Here is a 19393-nt window from a genome sequence, read left to right as displayed (position 1 = left end):
CGCAAAACCTGCGCTTTTCTTTCAGTTATTGTTATAATAAAAGAAAATGCAAAGGTGGGAAATCATGACAACGATCAAGGACATTGCTGAAAAGGCGGGAGTAGCGAAAAGTACGGTTTCCCGCTATCTGAACAATGGCTATATCAGTGAAGAAAAGCGCAAAAAAATTGATCAGATCATTGCTGAAACTGGTTATCGCCCCAATACATTTGCTCGATCGCTGAAAGCCCAAGACACGAAATTGCTGGGCGTGATCATTCCTCGATTGAATTCGCCCTCGACAAATGATGTGTTAAAAGGGATCGATACGACGGCTCGGGAAAACGGCTATCAAATGCTGATCACCAACTCCGATCAAAGCGATGAACGGGAACTAGAAAATATCGAAATGCTAGTCAAACAAAAAGTAGCAGGGATGATCCTTTTTGCGCGCAAAATCACGCCGCAGCTGCAAGCGGTGCTGGCAGAGGTTCCTATGCCGGTTTTATTGTTAGGTCAACAGTTAGCTGGCATTCATTCCATCGTCCATGAAGATTATCAAGCTGGCAAAACCATGGCAGAATATGCAGTCAGCGCTGGCCACCGACGTTATTTATTTGTTGGTGTCAGCGAAAATGATTATGCGGTAGGTGTCTTGCGGAAAAAAGGATTTCTTGATGTCTTGGCACAAACCCCCAACGTCAAAGTCGACTTTATCGAAACGTCTTTTTCAAGAAGAGAAACGTACCAAAAAGCCCTTGTGTTCTTGAAAGATCAACCGGCAACGTACATCGCCTGTGCTACCGATAATATTGCTGTTGCTGTATTGAAAGCCGCCCATGAACTAGGGTACCAAGTGCCGAAAGACTTTTCCTTGAACGGATTTGGCGGCTATGATTCGACGGATTATGTCTATCCGACCATCACAACGACCCAATATCCCTATGTCCAGTTAGGCATCGATGCCGTCTTAACGATCCAAAAACTGACGCAAGGGGAAAAGGTTCCTGAAGTGATCGAATTGCCGAATCGATTAGTGGTCAAACAGTCGACTGCCAAGCTTGACAAGCAGGAGCAATAAAGCAAACATTTTTAGAGAAAACAGGACGTCCAGTTGCGGCGTTCTGTTTTTTTATTTTCTTTGCTTGCAATTGCAAGCGGTTTCTGTTAATCTACAAAGGTAGAACCGGTTCCACAAATGAACCGACGATCAAAGGAGTGGGAAAAATGAAGGAACAAAAAACGATCGACCAAGTGTTAGAAGCTGTTGGCGGCAAAGAAAATGTCAAAAACTTTGAACACTGTGCCACACGTTTGCGCTTGATTTTGAAAGACGATCAGTTAGTAGATAAAGACAAAGCGGAAGCAGTTGAGGGCAGCAAGGGCTATTTTTTCAACACGGGACAACATCAGTTCATTTTTGGAACAGGAAAAGTCAATGAAGTGTATCAAGCCTTCGCCGCTGAAATGGGCAATGACGCCTCCGCTGAAAAAGCTGGCTTCAAAGATGATGTTTATTCGAATCTGTCACCCGTCCAAAAAGTTGTCCGCACGTTGTCAGATGTCTTGGTGCCATTGATTCCAGCTTTGGTAACGACGGGGCTTTTGATGGGGATTCGGGGATTATTGACTGAGTTGGGGGTCACCTATAGTGCTGACTGGTTAGCCATGTTTGAAATGTTAACGGATACAGCGTTTGCCTTTTTACCTGTTTTGATCGCCTATAGTGCGACGAAAAAATTCGGCGGTAATCCGATCATCGGGATCGTGGTAGGATTGATGATGGTGGCACCGCAATTGCCTAACGCTTGGGCAGTTGCCAGCGGGGATGCAGAGCCACTGCACTTATTCGGTTTATCGATCTCTGGGTATCAAGGGTCGATTTTTCCAGCAATTATTGTCGGGATCTTAGTTTCTAAGCTAGAAAAATGGTTCCGTAAATTTGTTCCGCAAATGATGGACTTGATTGTGACACCATTCTTAACGATCGTCATTACTTTAGGTTTGATTTTATTTGCGTTAGGACCAATCTTGCAAGTAGCTGAAAGAGCAGTCATCAACAGTATCGTTTACTTGGTGCAAGCACCATTGGGCATCGGTTATATCATTTACGGAGGGGTTCAGCAAGTGATCGTGATCACTGGATTGCACCATTCGTTAAGTATTATTGAGTTAGGGTTATTGAATACGACAGGCGAAAACGTCCTACAAGTCTTAGGTACAGCAAGTATGGCGGGACAATTTGGGGCTGCGATCGCTGCGGCATTTATTTATAAAAACAAAGTCAAACGCTCAAATGCCATCAGTGCGGCGGTTCCAACCTTATTTGGGATCACGGAACCTTTACTGTTTGGGGTCAACTTACGCTCAATGCGGATTTTTGGCGCAGGCATGTTGGGGGGCGCAGTCGGCGGGTTTGCGACGTATGTCTTCCAATTAGCTGCCACTGGGATGGGCATCACTTTTATTCCAGGACTATTGTTGTATACTGGAGATTTCGGTGCCATGCTGAAATACGTCGTCGTGATTTTGATTGCCTTTGCAGTCGGTTTTGCTGGTGTCCAATTGCAGCGCAAACCGCTAGCCAAAGAGTTGAACCAATAAATAATCCCTTGCTGTTCATCGGCAAGAGAAAAGAGGTACCGCATTGTTAACGAAGGAATACTGGGCACAGCTTGCCCAAACACAAAACGAATTAGCAGAAAAAATCAGTGCTGATGCGTGGCGCTTGAACTATCATTTGATGCCAGAAACAGGATGGATGAACGACCCGAATGGTCTTTGCCAATTCAAAGGCGTGGTTCATTTTTACCATCAATATGTACCGCAAACGCCCCATGGCGGGGAACCACCTCACTGGGGACACAAAACGTCGACGGATTATGTCACGTTTCAAGAAGAAGCGCTGTTTCTTTCTCCCGAACACGACTATGACAAAGACGGGGTCTACTCGGGCTCTGCCTTTATCGAGAATGACGCGATCCATTTCTTCTATACTGGGAATGTCAAACATCCTGGTGATCATGACTATACCTTTAGTGGACGAGAACAAAACACGGTCCATGTAATCAGCAAAGACGGCTATACCGTCGAAAAGCAAGAAGTCGTGATTCCTCATGAGCACTACCCTGAAGGATTTACCGATCATATTCGTGACCCAAAGGTTTTTGCCCACGAAGACACCTACTATATGCTGCTAGGCGCGCGTACGTTGGAAAACGAAGGGAAAATTTTGATTTATGAATCGACGGATTTAAATGAATGGACCTATCGAGGAATCTTTTTCGGTGAGGACTATGCTCTAGGCTACATGTGGGAATGCCCAGATTACTTCCATTTAGATGGCAAAGATGTGTTGGTCTTCTCACCGCAAGGCTTGGCAGCCAAAGAACATGCCTGTCAAAATATTCATCAATCAGGGTATCTGATCGGTGAGGTGGATTGGGAGACTCTGACGTTTAAAGAAACTTCTGCGTTTCGTGAACTTGATTATGGGTTTGACTTCTATGCCCCGCAAACCTTTGAAGATGAGCAGAAACGTCGGATCTTGTGGGGCTGGATGGGGCTAGGGGATACCAGTCCTGAATACAGCAATCCTACGATCCCTCGCGGCTGGCAGCATGCCGCAACGCTGCCAAGACAGCTTTCGGTCAAAAATGACCAGTTGTATCAAGAACCTTTGCCAGAATTCCAAAAATTGCGAGACAAGCAAGTCAGCCAAAAAATTGTGCTTTCAGAGAAACCGCAGCACTTGTCTTTCGATGAATTGGCATATGAGTTGCAAGTTACGGCGGAAGCCCCATTGCAGCAGTTCCAGCTTGGACTTTTGCAAGATACGACTTTGGCTTATGAAGCTGGTGTCTTCACGATCCATCATGGCGTTTCTGGCTACGGTCGTAAACAGCGCAGTGTCAAGGTCGATGAACTGACGCAGCTGCAAATTTTTGTCGATACGTCTTCGATTGAGATCTTCCTAAATGGCGGGCAATATTGTTTGACCTCTCGCGTGTATCCAAAACGGACCGCGGCGATCGCTCTCAGCGGAACCGGCACGGTTAGTGTCAATGCTTGGGCATTGGCGAAAAAATAAAGCAACGTCCCGAAAACGACAGCAAACAGTTGGTTTTTCTTGTTGCGCCCCCTAAAAGTCAGCTTTCTCTCTGGCTTTTAGGGGGTGTATCATACCAACTATTTCGCTGTCGTTTTTGCTTACTACTGCTTTTGTTGGTTTTGGATAAAGGTCTGCAGCGCAGGCGCATCGATCCGATAGCCGTCAGCAGTTTTGACCACTAGTTTTTGCGTTTTGAAATCTTTTAAGGTATACGTCAAATGGCGATAGCTCACGCCTAAGTATTCGGCGGTCTCCGTCAATTTTTCTTGAAAAAGATCATCGATCGAAGCTTCCAACAGTAGCTGGGCAAGGCGCCATGCTAAGGGATAGGTTTGATTGACGGAAAAATGATCCATACGCAGCAGCAATTTTTCACCGATAGTTTTGCCTAGCGTTTGTACGAAAGCCAGGTCTTGCATGAGCCCGTGGGCTGCTGCTTTCATCGGAATGCCCAGACATGTTGTTTCACCGATCGCAACCACGGTTTTCGGTACTGTTTCGGCGCCAATCAACGTGAGATCGCCAATGCAATCACCAGGATGGAGAAACTGCAGCAAGGCACGTTTGCCGTTTTCTTGCGTTTGAATGATCTTGGCTTTGCCAGTCAATAGGACAAAAAAGACCGTCATCGGCACCGTTTCTTTTTGGATCGCTTCTCGATGATCAAAGGTCCAGAGGGCACTTTGTTGTAAAATCTCCTCAGGAATCGGCAAGGGGCAGCTTTCTTTGATTGGTACCTGCTTTATTGCCAAGGCATAAGCGGTTTTTTTCACTTTTTTCCTCCAAACTAGGAGAAATCTCCTATTTGTTTTTAGTCAGTATAGCACATACTTAGAAAAGCAAAAACGAAAGTGTGGGAGAAAAAATGAATAAAAAGCAATGGATAGGATCAGGGATTTTTTATGGGCTGAGTGCATTCGGGATCAGCTTGACCATTAAAGCAAGCGTTGGGGTCAGTAGTTTTAATGCCTTGAATGTTACGCTGGCAACGATGTCAGGAATCAAAGTCGGCACCATCACAACAGCCATCAACTTGGGCTTTTTAGCTGCCTGTTGGCTATTGGATCGGCGGCAGACGTCCCTCAAACAAAAAGGCAGTGAGTACTTGATTATGTTTTTCGCTTTGCTGGCTTTCGGCTATTTGATCAATGGCTTTGTTTACTACTTCTTGGCATCGCTGCACTTGACGAATTATTGGAGCCAACTAGCTGCTTTGATCGGTGGGATCTTGATTTCTGGAACGGCGACGGGACAAGTCCTACGGTTGCAGGTCTTGAAATTTCCAATCGAGCACTGGTGTCATTTGCTGGCGCAACGCAGTCGTTGGACATTTAAGCAGTACCGTTATGGCGTTGATGCAGTCTGTATTTCGGGGGCACTCTTGCTAGCAATCAGTTTGGGCTTACCGCTAGCGGTGAGGGAAGGGACGGTCATTAGTTTCTTTTTGCTGTCAGGTGCCATCGCTTGGTCGAAGGAACGTGATTTGACTTTGGGAATACCGACTCGGCAAAAGCGTCAAGGGTAAATCCTTCAACGCCTTTTGATCTTACGCATCAAATTGCAAAGTGATCCCGGATTTGGTCAATTGTTCCCATTCACGGATCGTTGGCAAGCGACCTTGGCAAAATAGCTGATCGTCGACATACACGAGTGGCAGACAGCTGCGGCCATTGCTTGCTAATTGCTGCTTGACGGCTTGATTCGTATGAAAAGGGGCAGGATCTTCTGTAAAGAAGTATTCGTCGATCGTTAAAGGTTCGTTATGGAATGTTTGATGAGCCTGGGTCCTTTCTTCATTTATTTTTAACTGGTGAGTCAAGTGTGCTTCCCAAGTATCTTCTTTCTGGTCGGCATAAACAGCGATCGTTGGCATTAAATCAAATCCTTTCATGGCAGCTGATTTGTCAAAAGTATACCTGAATTTCTTGCCACGAGCAAAAAAGAGTGTCAAAAAGAAGTGAAACAACAAAAAAAGACGCAAATGCGTCTTTTTTGTTGTTTCTTATTCGTCAGCGGGTAAAAAATCGAAATTGGTCAACTCGTTGTAGGAATATGCTTGGTCGATTTGTCCTTTGTCTTTCGTCCAAGCAATGATCGCGTCGTATTGCTCTTGCGGTACAGCTTGGGCATAAGGATAGTCTTCCTGGCTGTCTAAGTAAGTACTCATAGCATCTGGGAATTGATAGTCTGCCAAGATGTCGGCATAGTCTTTTGCTGAATGAGCATTCATATAATCGATGGCTTCGTTGTAAGCAGTGTAGAATGCTTTTAGGTCTTGCGGGCGATTTTGGATAACTTCGTCCATAAATTGCAGTGTGCCGCCTTTGATGCCAGCATCTTTAGAGCTGCCTAAAACAATCGCCCCTTGGGCAGCCAACATGCTGGCTTGCGGTTCCGTATAAACAGCACCATCGACTTGGTCATTGAGCAATGCTTCGGAACGGGCAGAAAAAGAAGCGATATCCACGATGTCATAGGTAAAATCATTTTCCTGTGCAAATTGGTCCATGATGTATTCTAAAATGAAATTCGGTACAAGGGTGATTTTTTTATCCGCTAACCCTTTCATCTCAGTGATCCCTGAATTCGGTGAAGCGAGAATCTTGAAGTTTTCCAAAATATCAGAAGTGATCGTCATATCAATGCCGTTTTGCTTAAAGGTCGCTTCTGTCATGACATCGCTGATCGTACCATCCAGCTCGCCTGCCTGCACCGCCACATTGCGGTCATTCGGGGAAGTGAAGGATTTGAGTTCCACAGTCAATCCTTGCTTTTCGAAAAAGCCTTCTTCTTTTGCTAGAATGATCGGAATCGCTGATTCTGCTGGTAACACCCCGATCGTCAATGTTTGATCCGTGACCGCAGCTTCTGTACTGCTAGTGCTGGAATTGCGGGTACTTGCTGTTTCGCCAGTGTTGCCGCAGGCGGCAGCGCCGACAGCGAATAGTGCTAGGATACTTGCTAAAATCGTTTTTTTCATTGGTTCATTTCCTCGTTTCTAAATCGTTGTTCAAAAGCAGCCATTGGTAGTGAGAACGGGATGACAGCCCGATGGAGTTCCATTGGCTTGGTTTTTGTCGTATTGATGCCAGGTTTGGTTGTAAATGCCAGAACAAAGCCTTCCTTTTCTAGTGTTGCGATCGTCTGCTGATCATAAAAGCCAAAGGGATAGGCAAAAACATCCTTGAGGGGCACGTGCTGATTGCAGCTTCGTAAGTCTTGCGCAAAGGCTGCCGGTGTTTCCCACATTGACCGCCCTTGCTGGTCCTTGCGTTCGTGAAAATGAGCGGTATGATTGGCATATTCGAAGACATCGCTCATTTCGGCTAATTCGGCACTGCTCAATGTCCGCGAAACTTCTGGTTCGTAAGGCTGAGGGGCATCAAAAAGCCAGCCGGTCACGACAAAGGCAGTGGCCTTGAAACCAGCTTCCTTCAACAGTGGGTAGGCATATTCTTTCATTGATTGATAACAGTCGTCAAAGGTCAGCAACACGGATTTTTCTGGTAGCGGCTGCTGCCGGAAATAAAAATCTTTGACTTCTGCAAGGGTCAACGTATGGTAATTTTCTGCTTTCAAAAAGTCGATTTGTTGTTTAAAATGAGAAGTGCTATTGAATAAGGGCAGAGGCAAGGCATCTTGATAGCCGTCTGCGACTTTGATCGGGCGCACCTGATCATAAAGTTCTGCTTCGGGACGTATTTCATGAAATACGAGGGTCTGAAACATCATAAACCATCCTTTCTTGTCAATCACGCAAAAAATAGTATAGCATAAAATGTGAAAACCAACACAAATAATTTTAAGAAAGAAGTTTATTCTCTGATGAGTATTCGATTCGATTCCGTTTCCTTTACGTATGGGGAAACCGTCATTTTTAAGGATCTTTCGTTTTGTTTTGAACAAGGAACGACCTATGCGCTGCTGGGAGAATCGGGGATTGGCAAAAGCACGCTTTTATCCTTGATCAAAGGGTTGCAGCGACCGCAATCAGGCACGATCACTTACCAAGGCTGTTCCCCTGACAACATCGAGGTCGTTTTCCAAGAACTGCATTTGTTTCCTTGGCAAACAGTCTACCAAGCCCTGGAAATGCCGCTGCTTATCAATCAAACACCCAGTGAGAGCCGTAAAAAACGGGTCACAAGCTGTTTGGCGGAGTTGGGATTGACGCAGGTGCAGGACCGCTATCCACATCAGCTTAGTGGCGGTCAAAAACAACGGACCGCCATGGGGCGGGGACTGATCACACAGCCCGATGTTTTATTATTGGATGAGCCGACTGCTTCGCTGGATCAAGAAACCAAAGCAAACGCCCAAGCCATGATCGCTGCCCAACAGCAGCGTAGACAAAACAGCTTGATCGTGGTGACCCACGATCCAGAAGAGGCAGTGTTTTTGGGGCAGACGATTTTGTTGCTAAAAGATCAGGGCGTTACGCCGATCAGTAATCCTTTTTATGGCCGCCAGCAGGAACGAGACTCATTGGCTTTTTATGAAGTCGTCTTGCAGTTGAAAGAACAAATGAGGGAGGCAAGGCAATGAAAACCATCAAATCTTTTGCTTGGGGCTTCTGTTCGTTTGTCGTGGTTTGGTGGGGTGTAAGCTGGGTGACCAACAATCGCTCGTTGCCTAATCCTTTAGAAACCGCTGAACGTTTTTGGGCATTACGAGAAGTCTTACTGATCCACGCAGGTGCCAGTTTGCTGCGGGTATTTGCGGCGTTGAGTGGGGCGTTGCTAGTCGGGGTGCCGTTAGGAATCTTGATTGGGCGATCCCAAAGAGTGGATCGGCTGCTTGGTCCACTGCTTTACTTTTTATATCCGATTCCTAAAGTTGCGTTTTTACCTGTCTTTATGATTTTCTTTGGCTTAGGCAATCTCTCAAAAATTCTCTTGATTTTTGCGGTGATTGTCATTCAAGTGATCGTCTCGATTCGTGATGCAGTCACGAAGATCCCACCAGCGTATTTTCAGGTCATGAAAAATTATACCAATCAATGGCGCCATGTCTTGCGCTTCGTTATTTTGCCCGCGCTTATGCCAGCACTTTTTGCCAGTGTGCGGGTCAGTATCGGGATCGCGTTGGCTTCCCTCTTTTTTGCCGAAAACTATAACACGACGTATGGTGTCGGCTATCTCATCTTAAGTGCGTGGTCAAAAATGGACTACCCACAAATGCTTTCGGGTATCCTCCTGATTGCTTTGATGGGCTATCTGCTTTTTGCCAGTATCGATTGGTTGGAAAAAGTGGTGTGCCGTTACCGACAATCTTAGAAAAAAATGATCGATTGATAAATGTTTGCGGCAGTTCGTGTATTTTTGAACAAAATGATTTATACTAAGGATATCTTATTGAGAATCATTCTCACTGAAAGGAAGACCTTACTATGAAAGAAATCGATCTGTCAAAAACGCTCTATGAACTTGTGGCACAATATCCTGAAATACAAGAAATCATGAGTCAACTAGGGTTTACGGCGATCAATCAACCAGGGATGCTGCAAACTGCTGGACGTTATATGACGATCCCAAAAGGTGCACAGATGAAGAAGATCCCCTTGGAAATGGTTTGTCTCGCTTTCGAAAAACAAGGGTTTCTTGTGAAAGGAGCGACGAAATGAAAACCAACAGTCAAAGACAAGAACGGATCGTCGAAATACTGAGTTTGCTTCACCAAGGCGGTTCCTTTGAAGAAGCTAAACGCTTGTTTAACGAAGAATTTGATGGTGTGGATGTGACGGAGATCACTGCTGCTGAAAAAGCTTTGATCCAAACGGGGTTGGACCCTTCTGAGATTCAGCGTTTGTGCAATATTCATGCTGCTGTTTTCAAAGGTTCGATCAACGAGATCCATCACTCCAATGAAGAATATGGGCAACCAGGGCATCCTGTGCATACCCTGAAATTGGAGAATCAAGTCCTGCAATCCCTGTTGGCCGATGAGATCGATAGCCTCTTAGCTAAAATAAAAACCGGTGATTGGACGCCTAAAAAGCGTCTAAAAGCTGCCTGCAATGATTTAATGCAGATCGACAAACATTATGCGCGAAAAGAAACGTTGATTTTTTCTTACATGGAGAAGTACGGCATCACTGCACCGCCAAAAGTGATGTGGGGTGTCGATGATAATATTCGGGTCATGATCAAAGCGCTCAATGAGCTTTTGGCTTCCGAAAAAACTGCCTATAATCCGATTGCTGTCCAATGGGAAGCGGTCAAAAACGAAATCGAAGAGATGATTTTCAAAGAAGAAGAAATCATGGTGCCAATGACGCTGGATGTCTTCAGTCTTAAAGATTGGGAACAAATTGCGGCTGACAGTTTAGACATCGGCTTTGCCTTTATTCCAGAACCGCTTCCTTGGAAACCGAGCCAAGAAGCTCTTGAAAAGGAACAGGCGGCAGAACCCGCAAGGCAAGCGGCGATCAAACAAGCCCAAGAAACAACCGCCGGCATCGCAGCCGGTTTAGGATTCGATGAATTTCAAGTCATAGAAACGGAAAATTCGCCGCAAATTGCTGAACAGCCGACCCTCTCATTGCCTACTGGTAATTTGCAATTTGAACAATTGGTGGCGATTTTTCAAACGTTGCCAGTGGACTTGACCTTTGTAGATAGTGAAGAGCGGGTGCGCTTTTATTCAGAAGGCAAGAGTCGCGTCTTTCCACGAACGAATTCGGTTTTAGGTCGTGAAGTCGTCAACTGCCATCCACCGAAAAGCATGCATCTCGTGCAACAGATTTTGGATGATTTTCGAGCGGGTACAAGGGAGACAGCTGAATTTTGGATCGATATGCGGGGCCGTAAAATCTATATTCGCTACTTTGCATTAAAAAATGAAGCAGGCATCTATTTAGGTTGTCTAGAAGTCACGCAAGACATTACGGAGATCCAAAAAATCGAAGGGCAAAGCCGTTTGCTGGACCAGTGAGCAGTTTGGAGAAAGGCTGATCCGTGTCTATTTGAAACGAAGCAAAAAAAGAAAAATCAATAAAACGCTTGCAACGTTTCTAGAAAAATAGTATAGTAAAGGCAATCAAATGGGTAGTTACTGATAATGCAGGCTATACCTTTTTACGTGTGTACGGATCCTACACATGTATTAAGGTATCGCCTTTTTTCGTTTTAAGGAGGTGAGAAGCGTCTTGAAGATCAAAAAAATCTTAAACAACAATGCAGTTTTGGTCGGACAAGATGGCAAAGATTTTATCTGGATCGGTACCGGCCTTGGCTTCAAAATGAAACCAGGACAAACCGCCGATGAATCAAAAATTGAAAAAGTGTTTGTGCTTCATAAGAAATCCTCTGATCGTTTGATAGAATTGCTAGAGAACATTCCAATCCAATATGCATCTCTTGCGGATGATATTATCCGTTATGGAAAGCAAGTCATTTCCTACCAATTAAGTGATTCCATTTACATCTCTTTGACGGATCATATCTATAATTTGATTCGCTTGAAAGAAGAAGGGAGCAGCATCAACAATCGCTTGACCTGGGAAATCAAGCGTTTCTATCCCAACGAGTATGCAGTAGGAGAGCATGCGGTTCGGTTGATCGAAAGCAAAACGCAATTCTCCCTAAATGAGGCAGAGATCAGTAATATCGCCATGCATTTTATTAATGCGCAAATCAATGACGATTCAGAGAAGATGGAAGATATCGAATTGCTGACACAAAAAATCAAAGACATTATTTCACTTATTCGTATTCACAATCGTGTGCACATTGATGAGAATAGTTTAGCTTTCGATCGCTTCGTCACCCATTTGAGATTCTTTTTTAAACGGATTGAAAACAAGGAAATCGTTGAAGGCGTGGGGAATCCCCTATTAGTTCATGTGATCGATAAATATCCTAAAGCCTATGAAACCACCCGTTTGATTGGCGAATATTTAAATAAAACATTATATGACGATGAACAATTGTACTTAACGCTTCATGTACAAAAATTGATCGATCAATAATTCAAGGTGTTACTGGTAAAGCAGGCAAGACTTGACAAGGCTACAAGAAATGTAGTGTTGTTTGGTCTTGCCTTTTTCATTGGTTGATAGTAGAGAAAGGAATGAACGATATGCAATACCAAGAATTGAATGAACAAATTTTAAAGAATATCGGCGGAAAAGAAAACATTGCTGGGTTGACGCATTGTATTACCCGTCTTCGGTTTAAACTTAAAGATGAATCAAAAGCCCAGACCCAAACGATCAAAAACTTGCCGGGGGTTGTCACCGTCGTCCAAAGTGGGGGACAATATCAAGTAGTTATCGGAAATCACGTAGCAGAAGTTTACAAAGAATTTACGGACATGATCGATATGAATACGGAAGAAACTTCTGGGCAAGAGGAAGAACCCAAAGGGATTCTAAATCGGTTTATCGATATTGTCGCTGGTATTTTTACACCGATCATCAATGTCTTGATGGCAGCAGGGATGATCAAAGGGTTACTTGCTTTATTGACAACATTTGAAGTGCTGGATAAAGCATCAGGAACGTATTTGATTTTAAATGCGACAGGGGATGGATTGTTTTATTTCTTCCCACTCTTTCTAGGGTACACTGCTTCGAAAAAATTTGGGGGTAAACCCTTTATCGGAATGGCGATCGGGGCAGCATTAGTTTATCCGACGATCATAGCAGCAAATGGCGGAAGCGAAGCGATGTATACCTTATTTGCAGGTTCTGTCTTAGAATCTCCAATCTATATTACTTTTCTTGGAATCCCTGTTATATTGATGAGCTATACTTCAAGTGTGATTCCGATTATTGCAGCTACTTATTTGGCATCAAAACTAGAAGCTTTCTTTTCTTTATTGATTCCACGAGCAGTGCGGAGTTTCTTTGTTTCTTTTCTGACCTTGATCATCACAGTTCCATTAGTCTTTCTAATCGTTGGACCGATTACTACTTGGGCAGGATTACTATTAGGGCAAGCATTGTCAGCTGCTTACGAGTTTAGTCCGATTATCGCTGGTATTGTTATTGGGGGATTTTGGCAAGTCTTCATTATGTTTGGCCTGCATTGGGGTTTTGTGCCGATCGCTTTGAACAACTATGCCACACTAGGGTACGATGTCGTGATGATGGCTGGTCTGGCAACTCCCGTGGCGATGGCGGGAGTCACCCTCGCAATCTTTTTGAAAACTAGAAACAAAAAATTAAAAGAAATTGCCTTCCCTGCTTTTCTTTCGGCAATCTTTGGTATCACGGAGCCGGCACTGTATGGGGTAACCTTACCAAGGAAAAAAGCATTTTATACTACCTCCATCGCAGTCGCTGTTGCAGGAGGAATCATGGGATTGTTCAAAACGAGAGTCTATATCAATGGTGGGACAGGTATTTTCGCTTTACCACGATTTATTCACCCAGAAAATGGTATTGATAACAGCTTTATCGGGTTTGCCTTAGCTAGTGCCGTTGCCTTTGGATTAGGATTTTTGATCACGTTCTTTTATGCTTATAATCCTAAAAGTGATGACGAACCAGCTAGTGAAGGCACCCAGGAAAAAAATGTGGAGCCATCGACACTGAATCATGAACTTGGACAAACTGTTCTCTATGATTTAGCAACACCAGTTAGAGGAACGATCATCCCACTAAAAGAAGTAAAAGACGAAGCGTTTTCCAGCGGATTGTTAGGGAAAGGATTAGCTGTCATTCCGTCAGAAGGAAAGGTCTACGCACCAGCAGATGGAATCGTTTCAACACTTTTTCCGACAAATCATGCAGTGGGAATCACGACCGCAGATGGCGTTGAAGTTCTGATTCATGTAGGGATGGATACAGTGAATTTGAAAGGACAGTATTTCCAGCCAGCAGTTGCCCAAGGAGACTCAGTAACGAAGGGACAATTACTTTTGAGTTTTGATAAAGACGCATTGGAAAAAGAAGGCTATTCCATCGTGACACCGATTATTATTTCAAACACGGCGGATTACCTAGATATTGTTGAAACAGACAAACAAGATGTTGAAAAACAAGATACCTTATTAACGGTCATCGGTTAGGAGGAAAGACAAGTTGAAAAAAAATATCTTTTTATTCGTAGCAGATCAGATGAGAAATGACGCACTCGCACATATGGGGAATCCCGCATCAATCACCCCTAACTTTGATGAACTGGCAGAAGAAGGGGTTTCATTTGAAAATGCCTACTGCCAAAACCCCGTCTGTGTGCCTTCTAGAAATAGTTTTCTGACGGGTTTTTATCCACATGTCAATGGGCATCGAACGATGCACTATTTGCAAAGAGAAGATGAACCCAATATTTTGAAAGAAATGAAGAATCAAGGCTATGAAGTCATCTGGATCGGCAGAAATGATGTGGTTCCGGGAGATAAACCAAAAACAGACTATTGTGATGAATATTATGACGGTGTGGTAGACGAAAACACTCGGGATGCACAAAACAGTGAAGTCAATCATTCCGCCGATATGAACGAAGCCAGTAAACAGCTATACGACCAGATGCTTTCAGGAGATACGTATTATTCATTTTATATGGGAAAATTACCAGATAGTGAGGGTTATGGCAAAACGGATTGGAATTGTGTGAAAAAGGCGTTGGACTATCTTGAACGTCGCAGTCAGGAAAAGACAGACAAACCATTTTTCGTTTATTGTACGATCTCATTCCCACATCCACCCTATGCTTGCGAAGATCCATGGTATTCGAGTATTGATCGTCAGAAACTGCCGAAACGCCGACCGAACATCAAAGATATTCCTAACAAAGCCTCAATGCTGTATGGCATCAATGAGAAACAGAATTTGAACGGTTGGACAGAAGAGCGCTTTGATGAATTACGAGCTACCTATTTAGCAATGGTTTCGCGTTTTGATCATCAACTGGGCATGATCAAAGAGAAGCTGCGTGAAACAGGCTTTTACGATGAAACAAACCTCATTGTTTTCAGTGACCATGGAGACTATACTGGTGACTACACGATCACTGAAAAAGTCCAAAACTGTTTTGAAGAGCCGATCACGAATGTCCCATTGGTCATCAAACCTGCTAAAACGATTGAAAGTGTGCCGCGAATCACCAAAGCACAAGCGGAACTGCTAGATTTACCAGCAACGATCGCCGAACTGGCTGAGTTCGATCTTTCCTATACACAATTTGGAAAGTCATTGGTTCCTGTGATCAAAGGAGCCGAAGAGCACAAAGATGCTGTTTTTTGCGAAGGCGGACGCACTCATGGGGAGACACAAGCGATGGAGCTGGGGCATGGACCGAAATCTCCGTATTGGCCGCGGCTTGCGACACAGTATAGCGAAGGTCCGGAACATACAAAAGCAGTTATGTGCAAGATGGGAAACTATAAATATGTGATGCGTCTTTATGAGCATGACGAACTATATGATTTGGAAAAAGACCCGATGGAAATCAAGAATTTGGCGCTAGAAAAAGCATACGCCGAAATTGTCGAGAAAATGAAACAACGCGTTACTCGTTTTTATATGGAAACGACTGATTTTGTTCCGATGAAACGCGACAAACGCTAAAAAAGTAAAAAAAGAATCGAGGCCTCCACATGAAACATATCTCCGTATTGATCAAGCCAGCATCCTCTCTTTGCAATCTGCGCTGCACCTATTGCTTTTATGCCAACGTCAGTTCCTTGCGCGAAGTGCGTTCCTTTGGCAAAATGAAAGAGGATGTAATGGAAAAGATGATTGCAAACATCTATGCAGACTTAGAAGCTGGCGATCATTTGACGTTGGCATTTCAAGGCGGAGAGCCGACGATGGCAGGGCTGAGTTATTTTAGAAAACTAACGGCTTATGTTGCGGCGCAAAAAAAGCGAGTGACAGTACACTATGCGATCCAGACCAACGGCATGGTGATCAATGATAAATGGTGTCGTTTTTTGAAAGAGTATCGCTTTTTAGTCGGGCTGTCGATCGATGGGCATCCGCTTGCGCACGATCGGCATCGATTAGACGCCAAAGGGCGGGGGACCTTTGCGCGGGTTTTGCAGACCAAGCGGTTATTGGACGCCTATCAGATCGAGTACAATGTCTTGTGCGTGTTGACAAATCCATTAGCAAAGGAAGCCCAGCGTGTGTTTGATTTTCTCAAGGAAGAGCAGATTGCCTTTGCGCAGTTCATTCCTTGTTTGGCTGATTTGGATGCCACGTCAACGAACGACTATGCCTTGACACCAAGAAGCTTTGCGCACTTTTATCAGCAGCTGTTGGCGTTTTGGCTGCAGGAATTGACACAAGGGCGCTACCTAAGTATTAAGCTGTTCGATGATTTACTAAATCTATTGGTGCGGCAGCAAGTAACTGCCTGTGGGATTCTAGGCAACTGCCAAGTGCAGTATGTGATCGAAGCCGACGGCAGTGTCTATCCTTGTGACTTCTATGTATTAGATGAGTTTCGCATGGGCTATATCCAAGAGCAAACGTTGCGGGAATTGTTTTCTCAAGACTGTTCGCAGCAGTTTTTGTGCCAGAAAAAAGACATGCCTTCGAAGTGTACGCAATGTCCTTTCCAAAAAATGTGCCGAGGAGGCTGTAAACGAATGAAAGATGCAATGTACGTGGATAGTGAGGGGGTTTGCGGCTATCAGGAGCTGTTAAAAGACTTCACACCCAGAATCAATGAGATATTGGGGCTGTTGCAAGGGGTGAGACAATGATCGGACTGATTTATTTTCTCGTGATCGTCTTAGCAAATACCGTAGGGGCAGTTTCGGGCATGGGGGGCGGCGTGCTGATCAAACCGATTTTCGATTTTATCGGCGCCCATTCTGTTGCTGCGATCTCTTTTTACTCGGCGACAGCTGTCTTAACGATGTCTATCGTTTCGACAGCTAGACAATTAGCCAGTGGACGGAAAATCAATTGGTCGATTGCCTTGTGGGTTTCTGGTGGTGCTGTGTTAGGCGGTGTTTTAGGCAATGTTGCCTTTGAACAGCTATTGCTGGTTTTTCGAGACGACAAGATGGTTCAGCTGATCCAAATCCTTGTGACCGTGCTGACACTATTGTTCGCTTTTTTGTATACAAAATATAACTGGCGCGGGTTTGCGTTGGAAAAAGTCGGCTGGTATGCAGCTTGTGGCTTGATTCTCGGTTTTCTAGCCAGTTTGCTGGGGATCGGCGGCGGACCCATCAATGTTTCTTTATTGATGTTGCTGTTTGCCATGCCGATCAAAGAGGCGACGATTTATTCAATTTGTACGATTTTTTTCTCGCAGCTGGCAAAAATTTTGACGATCGCTTTTTCGACAGGTTTTGGTGCGTATGATCTGCAAATTTTGTGGTTTGTTATTCCAGCCGCGATCGTGGGAGGACTATTAGGCGCCAAGGCCAGCAACGTCCTGTCACCGCAGCGAGTGACACTGGTATTTCAAACTGTGATCGTGCTGGTGTTACTGATCAATCTGTACAATGGCTATCAATTATTGTAAAAAGGAGGCAAACAGATGCCCACGATTCCAGCAGGAACTTATCGAATCGGCACGAATACGATGGACGGCTTTGCCGAGGATCTTGAGGGACCGCAAATCAGCCTCGACAGCCCAGCATTTGCCATTGATGCCACGACGGTGACGAACCAAGCTTTCCAAGTTTTTGTGGAAGCAACAGGATATGTCACAGAAGCCGAGCGCTTTGGCTGGTCGTTCGTTTTTCACTATTTTTTAAGTGAGCAAACGAAACACCGCAGTCAAAAGATACCGAATATGGCTTGGTGGTACGCGGTTAGCGGCGCAGATTGGCGTCATCCTGAAGGACCTGATTCAACGATTGCCCAGCGGATGGATCACCCAGTGGTTCAGGTGTCTCGCAACGATGCGATCGCCTATTGCCAATGGGCAAAAAAACGCCTCCCGACAGAAGCAGAGTGGGAGATCGCTGCAAAAGGCGGGACAAGTTTTGAAAAATATCCTTGGGGAAGGGAATTTTTGGCAGAAAATACCTATCATTGCAATATTTGGCAAGGAGAGTTTCCAAAAAGCAACACGCGAGCAGATGGCTTTGCCAATACAGCGCCAGCGAAATGGTATGAGCCCAACGGCTTTGGTATGTATCAAGTGATCGGCAACGTCTGGGAATGGTGCGTCAATCCTGCCCGCATCCCGTTGACGCAGTTTCAACAACAGACGGGACAAACCTTTTGGATAAGGAATCAAACACAAGATGATCAAATGTATGCGACTCGCGGCGGTTCATTTTTGTGCCATGAATCCTATTGCAAACGATACCGAATTGCCGCTAGAAATGGTAATTCTGGGATGTCGGCAGCCAATAATTTAGGGTTTCGGTGTGTCAAAGACTTGGATCAGTAAACCGATAAAAGCAAAAGCGGCACCTATTCACGGGGATAGGTGCCGCTTGTTTTATTGCCATTCGGATTGATAATTTCCTTTGAGATCATAGACATAATTGATCTCGGTTCGATTACGAATCCCATTTAAACCAACGGTCCAAGTCCATTCACCTTGGAAGCCGTTTAAAATGACGATGCTGACACCAGGAACATAGTGATCTAGCTGAGCTGCTCGCGCCTCAGAATCCTTGATGATCTTGGGAATGACGCCCCAGTCGATGACATCAAAGGCAATGGTATCTTCCATCGAAAGCTCGATCGTATCGTCGTCTTTTTTCCATTTGGTCAACAGATTTTCTGGGTAATACCAATACTCGTCTTGTAGGCCTGTGTTTGGATTGATCACTCGCGCAACTGCATAAATGCCGCTTTTTAGCGGGACATTTCGGATGTGAAAACTATAGCTGACCAGTTGCAGCTCTTTGTCCTTGAATGAAGATTGATTTGGCAGCGCCGCCATAATTTCTTTGGCACTGGTTTCTTCTCGAAAGAGTTGGCGGTCTACAGGTAAAAAGGTGGAAACTACGCCAATACAAAAGAGAATCGCTGGTAGCAAGAGCAATGAGAATAACCAGTAAAATGGCGATTTTTTGTGTTTTTTGAGGCCGATGATCAGACCGATCAGAAAGACCAGCAGGATCCCTGCTACCCAAAAGTAGGGGAACAAACGAATGATCTGATGCCTGGTTTCAACGACTTGGTATTCATTCAGACCAAACCAGTTTTCCGCGATGGTGAGGTTATTTAAAACAATGATTCCGCCAATAATACTTAAAATAAATAAGAAAATCAATAGCAAAAGCATCCGACCGAGTATCCGACGTATCAGCGAGGGTCTAGTAGGTGGGGTCATGAGTCACGTCCTTTTTGTTTTTTTCGAAAATAGTAGGTTAAATATAAGAGTAGTACAACTGGTGTTTTTTTTCAATGATTGTAGACAAAAAAACTGCATC

At 44.5% G+C, this 19393-nt stretch carries 19 protein-coding genes; 14 read left to right on the top strand and 5 right to left on the bottom strand.

Annotated features, from left to right (window positions below; genetic code table 11):
* The first annotated feature begins 64 nt into the window (after window positions 1-64).
* The 3 genes from CXM95_RS12510 (at window position 65) to CXM95_RS12500 (ending at window position 4069) form a co-directional block, all read left to right on the top strand.
* Complete coding sequence (locus CXM95_RS12510) at window positions 65-1060, top strand: LacI family DNA-binding transcriptional regulator (protein ID WP_042890342.1); 996 nt, start codon at window positions 65-67, stop codon at window positions 1058-1060.
* Window positions 1061-1206: 146 nt separating this feature from the next.
* The gene (locus CXM95_RS12505; protein ID WP_086297404.1) at window positions 1207-2583 is read left to right on the top strand and encodes a PTS transporter subunit EIIC; all 1377 of its coding nucleotides are present in this window, start codon (window positions 1207-1209) and stop codon (window positions 2581-2583) included.
* Between the two features lie 43 nt (window positions 2584-2626).
* Window positions 2627-4069 (top strand): glycoside hydrolase family 32 protein, encoded by a 1443-nt coding sequence (locus tag CXM95_RS12500; RefSeq protein ID WP_086297387.1) that lies wholly within the window; start codon window positions 2627-2629, stop codon window positions 4067-4069.
* A 122-nt stretch (window positions 4070-4191) separates the two neighbouring features.
* Here CXM95_RS12500 and CXM95_RS12495 read toward each other — a convergent pair whose 3' ends face one another.
* Window positions 4192-4863 (bottom strand): cyclic nucleotide-binding domain-containing protein, encoded by a 672-nt coding sequence (locus CXM95_RS12495; protein ID WP_086297383.1) that lies wholly within the window; start codon window positions 4861-4863, stop codon window positions 4192-4194.
* 92 nt (window positions 4864-4955) lie between these two features.
* Between CXM95_RS12495 and CXM95_RS12490 the strand changes: the two genes are divergently transcribed.
* Window positions 4956-5615, top strand: coding sequence for a YczE/YyaS/YitT family protein (locus CXM95_RS12490; RefSeq protein ID WP_034878443.1), 660 nt, complete (start codon window positions 4956-4958; stop codon window positions 5613-5615).
* Window positions 5616-5636: 21 nt separating this feature from the next.
* Here the strand turns inward: CXM95_RS12490 and CXM95_RS12485 are convergent, their stop codons facing one another.
* Genes CXM95_RS12485 through CXM95_RS12475 form a run of 3 tightly spaced genes read right to left on the bottom strand, consistent with a single transcriptional unit; the run spans window position 5637 to window position 7819 of the window.
* Window positions 5637-6041, bottom strand: a complete 405-nt coding sequence (locus tag CXM95_RS12485) for an arsenic metallochaperone ArsD family protein (protein WP_086299277.1) — start codon at window positions 6039-6041, stop codon at window positions 5637-5639.
* Window positions 6042-6092: 51 nt separating this feature from the next.
* Window positions 6093-7070: an ABC transporter substrate-binding protein gene (locus CXM95_RS12480; RefSeq protein ID WP_086297378.1), complete on the bottom strand. Its 978-nt coding sequence runs from the start codon at window positions 7068-7070 to the stop codon at window positions 6093-6095.
* The gene (locus CXM95_RS12475; protein WP_176285362.1) at window positions 7067-7819 is read right to left on the bottom strand and encodes a polysaccharide deacetylase family protein; all 753 of its coding nucleotides are present in this window, start codon (window positions 7817-7819) and stop codon (window positions 7067-7069) included. The genes CXM95_RS12480 and CXM95_RS12475 overlap by 4 nt, the downstream gene beginning before the upstream one ends.
* 96 nt (window positions 7820-7915) lie before the next feature.
* Here CXM95_RS12475 and CXM95_RS12470 point away from each other — a divergent pair, with 96 nt between their 5' ends.
* The 10 genes from CXM95_RS12470 (at window position 7916) to CXM95_RS12425 (ending at window position 18399) form a co-directional block, all read left to right on the top strand.
* Window positions 7916-8635 carry an ABC transporter ATP-binding protein gene (locus tag CXM95_RS12470; RefSeq protein WP_233499052.1) on the top strand — a complete coding sequence of 240 codons (720 nt, stop codon included), beginning with the start codon at window positions 7916-7918 and terminating at the stop codon, window positions 8633-8635.
* Window positions 8632-9366, top strand: a complete 735-nt coding sequence (locus tag CXM95_RS12465) for an ABC transporter permease (RefSeq protein WP_086294841.1) — start codon at window positions 8632-8634, stop codon at window positions 9364-9366. The genes CXM95_RS12470 and CXM95_RS12465 overlap by 4 nt, the downstream gene beginning before the upstream one ends.
* Window positions 9367-9479: 113 nt before the next feature.
* Window positions 9480-9713, top strand: coding sequence for a DUF1858 domain-containing protein (locus CXM95_RS12460; protein ID WP_010747746.1), 234 nt, complete (start codon window positions 9480-9482; stop codon window positions 9711-9713).
* Window positions 9710-11023 carry a DUF438 domain-containing protein gene (locus CXM95_RS12455; RefSeq protein ID WP_086297318.1) on the top strand — a complete coding sequence of 438 codons (1314 nt, stop codon included), beginning with the start codon at window positions 9710-9712 and terminating at the stop codon, window positions 11021-11023. The genes CXM95_RS12460 and CXM95_RS12455 overlap by 4 nt, the downstream gene beginning before the upstream one ends.
* A 214-nt stretch (window positions 11024-11237) precedes the next feature.
* Window positions 11238-12059: a PRD domain-containing protein gene (locus tag CXM95_RS12450; protein ID WP_086297292.1), complete on the top strand. Its 822-nt coding sequence runs from the start codon at window positions 11238-11240 to the stop codon at window positions 12057-12059.
* A 110-nt stretch (window positions 12060-12169) separates the two neighbouring features.
* Entirely contained in the window at window positions 12170-14104 is a 1935-nt protein-coding gene (locus CXM95_RS12445; protein ID WP_101699224.1) for a beta-glucoside-specific PTS transporter subunit IIABC, read from the top strand.
* A gap of 13 nt (window positions 14105-14117) precedes the next feature.
* Complete coding sequence (locus tag CXM95_RS12440; protein WP_086297272.1) at window positions 14118-15605, top strand: sulfatase-like hydrolase/transferase; 1488 nt, start codon at window positions 14118-14120, stop codon at window positions 15603-15605.
* A gap of 29 nt (window positions 15606-15634) precedes the next feature.
* Window positions 15635-16747: a radical SAM/SPASM domain-containing protein gene (locus CXM95_RS12435; RefSeq protein ID WP_086297264.1), complete on the top strand. Its 1113-nt coding sequence runs from the start codon at window positions 15635-15637 to the stop codon at window positions 16745-16747.
* Window positions 16744-17520: a sulfite exporter TauE/SafE family protein gene (locus CXM95_RS12430; protein WP_086297261.1), complete on the top strand. Its 777-nt coding sequence runs from the start codon at window positions 16744-16746 to the stop codon at window positions 17518-17520. The genes CXM95_RS12435 and CXM95_RS12430 overlap by 4 nt, the downstream gene beginning before the upstream one ends.
* A 15-nt stretch (window positions 17521-17535) precedes the next feature.
* Window positions 17536-18399 carry a formylglycine-generating enzyme family protein gene (locus CXM95_RS12425; protein ID WP_086297257.1) on the top strand — a complete coding sequence of 288 codons (864 nt, stop codon included), beginning with the start codon at window positions 17536-17538 and terminating at the stop codon, window positions 18397-18399.
* Between the two features lie 51 nt (window positions 18400-18450).
* On the opposite strand, the gene CXM95_RS12420 is transcribed toward CXM95_RS12425, so the two are convergent.
* Entirely contained in the window at window positions 18451-19293 is an 843-nt protein-coding gene (locus tag CXM95_RS12420; RefSeq protein WP_086297254.1) for a hypothetical protein, read from the bottom strand.
* Window positions 19294-19393 lie beyond the last annotated feature (100 nt).

This window comes from Enterococcus sp. CR-Ec1 (genome assembly GCF_002850555.1).
In the GTDB taxonomy this organism is placed as follows: domain Bacteria; phylum Bacillota; class Bacilli; order Lactobacillales; family Enterococcaceae; genus Enterococcus_D; species Enterococcus_D entomosocium.
Note: the sequence above shows the minus strand (reverse complement) of the source record. Positions and strands in the feature narration are given on the sequence as shown.

What these genes read in the sequence shown, in the direction of transcription:
- CXM95_RS12435 (WP_086297264.1), top strand. Translation starts at nt 15,635, where the DNA reads ATGAAACATATCTCCGTATTGATCAAGCCAGCATCCTCTCTTTGCAAT.
- CXM95_RS12425 (WP_086297257.1), top strand. Translation starts at nt 17,536, where the DNA reads ATGCCCACGATTCCAGCAGGAACTTATCGAATCGGCACGAATACGATG.
- CXM95_RS12475 (WP_176285362.1), bottom strand. Translation starts at nt 7,819, where the DNA reads ATGTTTCAGACCCTCGTATTTCATGAAATACGTCCCGAAGCAGAACTT.
- CXM95_RS12490 (WP_034878443.1), top strand. Translation starts at nt 4,956, where the DNA reads ATGAATAAAAAGCAATGGATAGGATCAGGGATTTTTTATGGGCTGAGT.
- CXM95_RS12420 (WP_086297254.1), bottom strand. Translation starts at nt 19,293, where the DNA reads ATGACCCCACCTACTAGACCCTCGCTGATACGTCGGATACTCGGTCGG.
- CXM95_RS12465 (WP_086294841.1), top strand. Translation starts at nt 8,632, where the DNA reads ATGAAAACCATCAAATCTTTTGCTTGGGGCTTCTGTTCGTTTGTCGTG.
- CXM95_RS12445 (WP_101699224.1), top strand. Translation starts at nt 12,170, where the DNA reads ATGCAATACCAAGAATTGAATGAACAAATTTTAAAGAATATCGGCGGA.
- CXM95_RS12455 (WP_086297318.1), top strand. Translation starts at nt 9,710, where the DNA reads ATGAAAACCAACAGTCAAAGACAAGAACGGATCGTCGAAATACTGAGT.
- CXM95_RS12470 (WP_233499052.1), top strand. Translation starts at nt 7,916, where the DNA reads ATGAGTATTCGATTCGATTCCGTTTCCTTTACGTATGGGGAAACCGTC.
- CXM95_RS12510 (WP_042890342.1), top strand. Translation starts at nt 65, where the DNA reads ATGACAACGATCAAGGACATTGCTGAAAAGGCGGGAGTAGCGAAAAGT.
- CXM95_RS12480 (WP_086297378.1), bottom strand. Translation starts at nt 7,070, where the DNA reads ATGAAAAAAACGATTTTAGCAAGTATCCTAGCACTATTCGCTGTCGGC.
- CXM95_RS12505 (WP_086297404.1), top strand. Translation starts at nt 1,207, where the DNA reads ATGAAGGAACAAAAAACGATCGACCAAGTGTTAGAAGCTGTTGGCGGC.
- CXM95_RS12460 (WP_010747746.1), top strand. Translation starts at nt 9,480, where the DNA reads ATGAAAGAAATCGATCTGTCAAAAACGCTCTATGAACTTGTGGCACAA.
- CXM95_RS12430 (WP_086297261.1), top strand. Translation starts at nt 16,744, where the DNA reads ATGATCGGACTGATTTATTTTCTCGTGATCGTCTTAGCAAATACCGTA.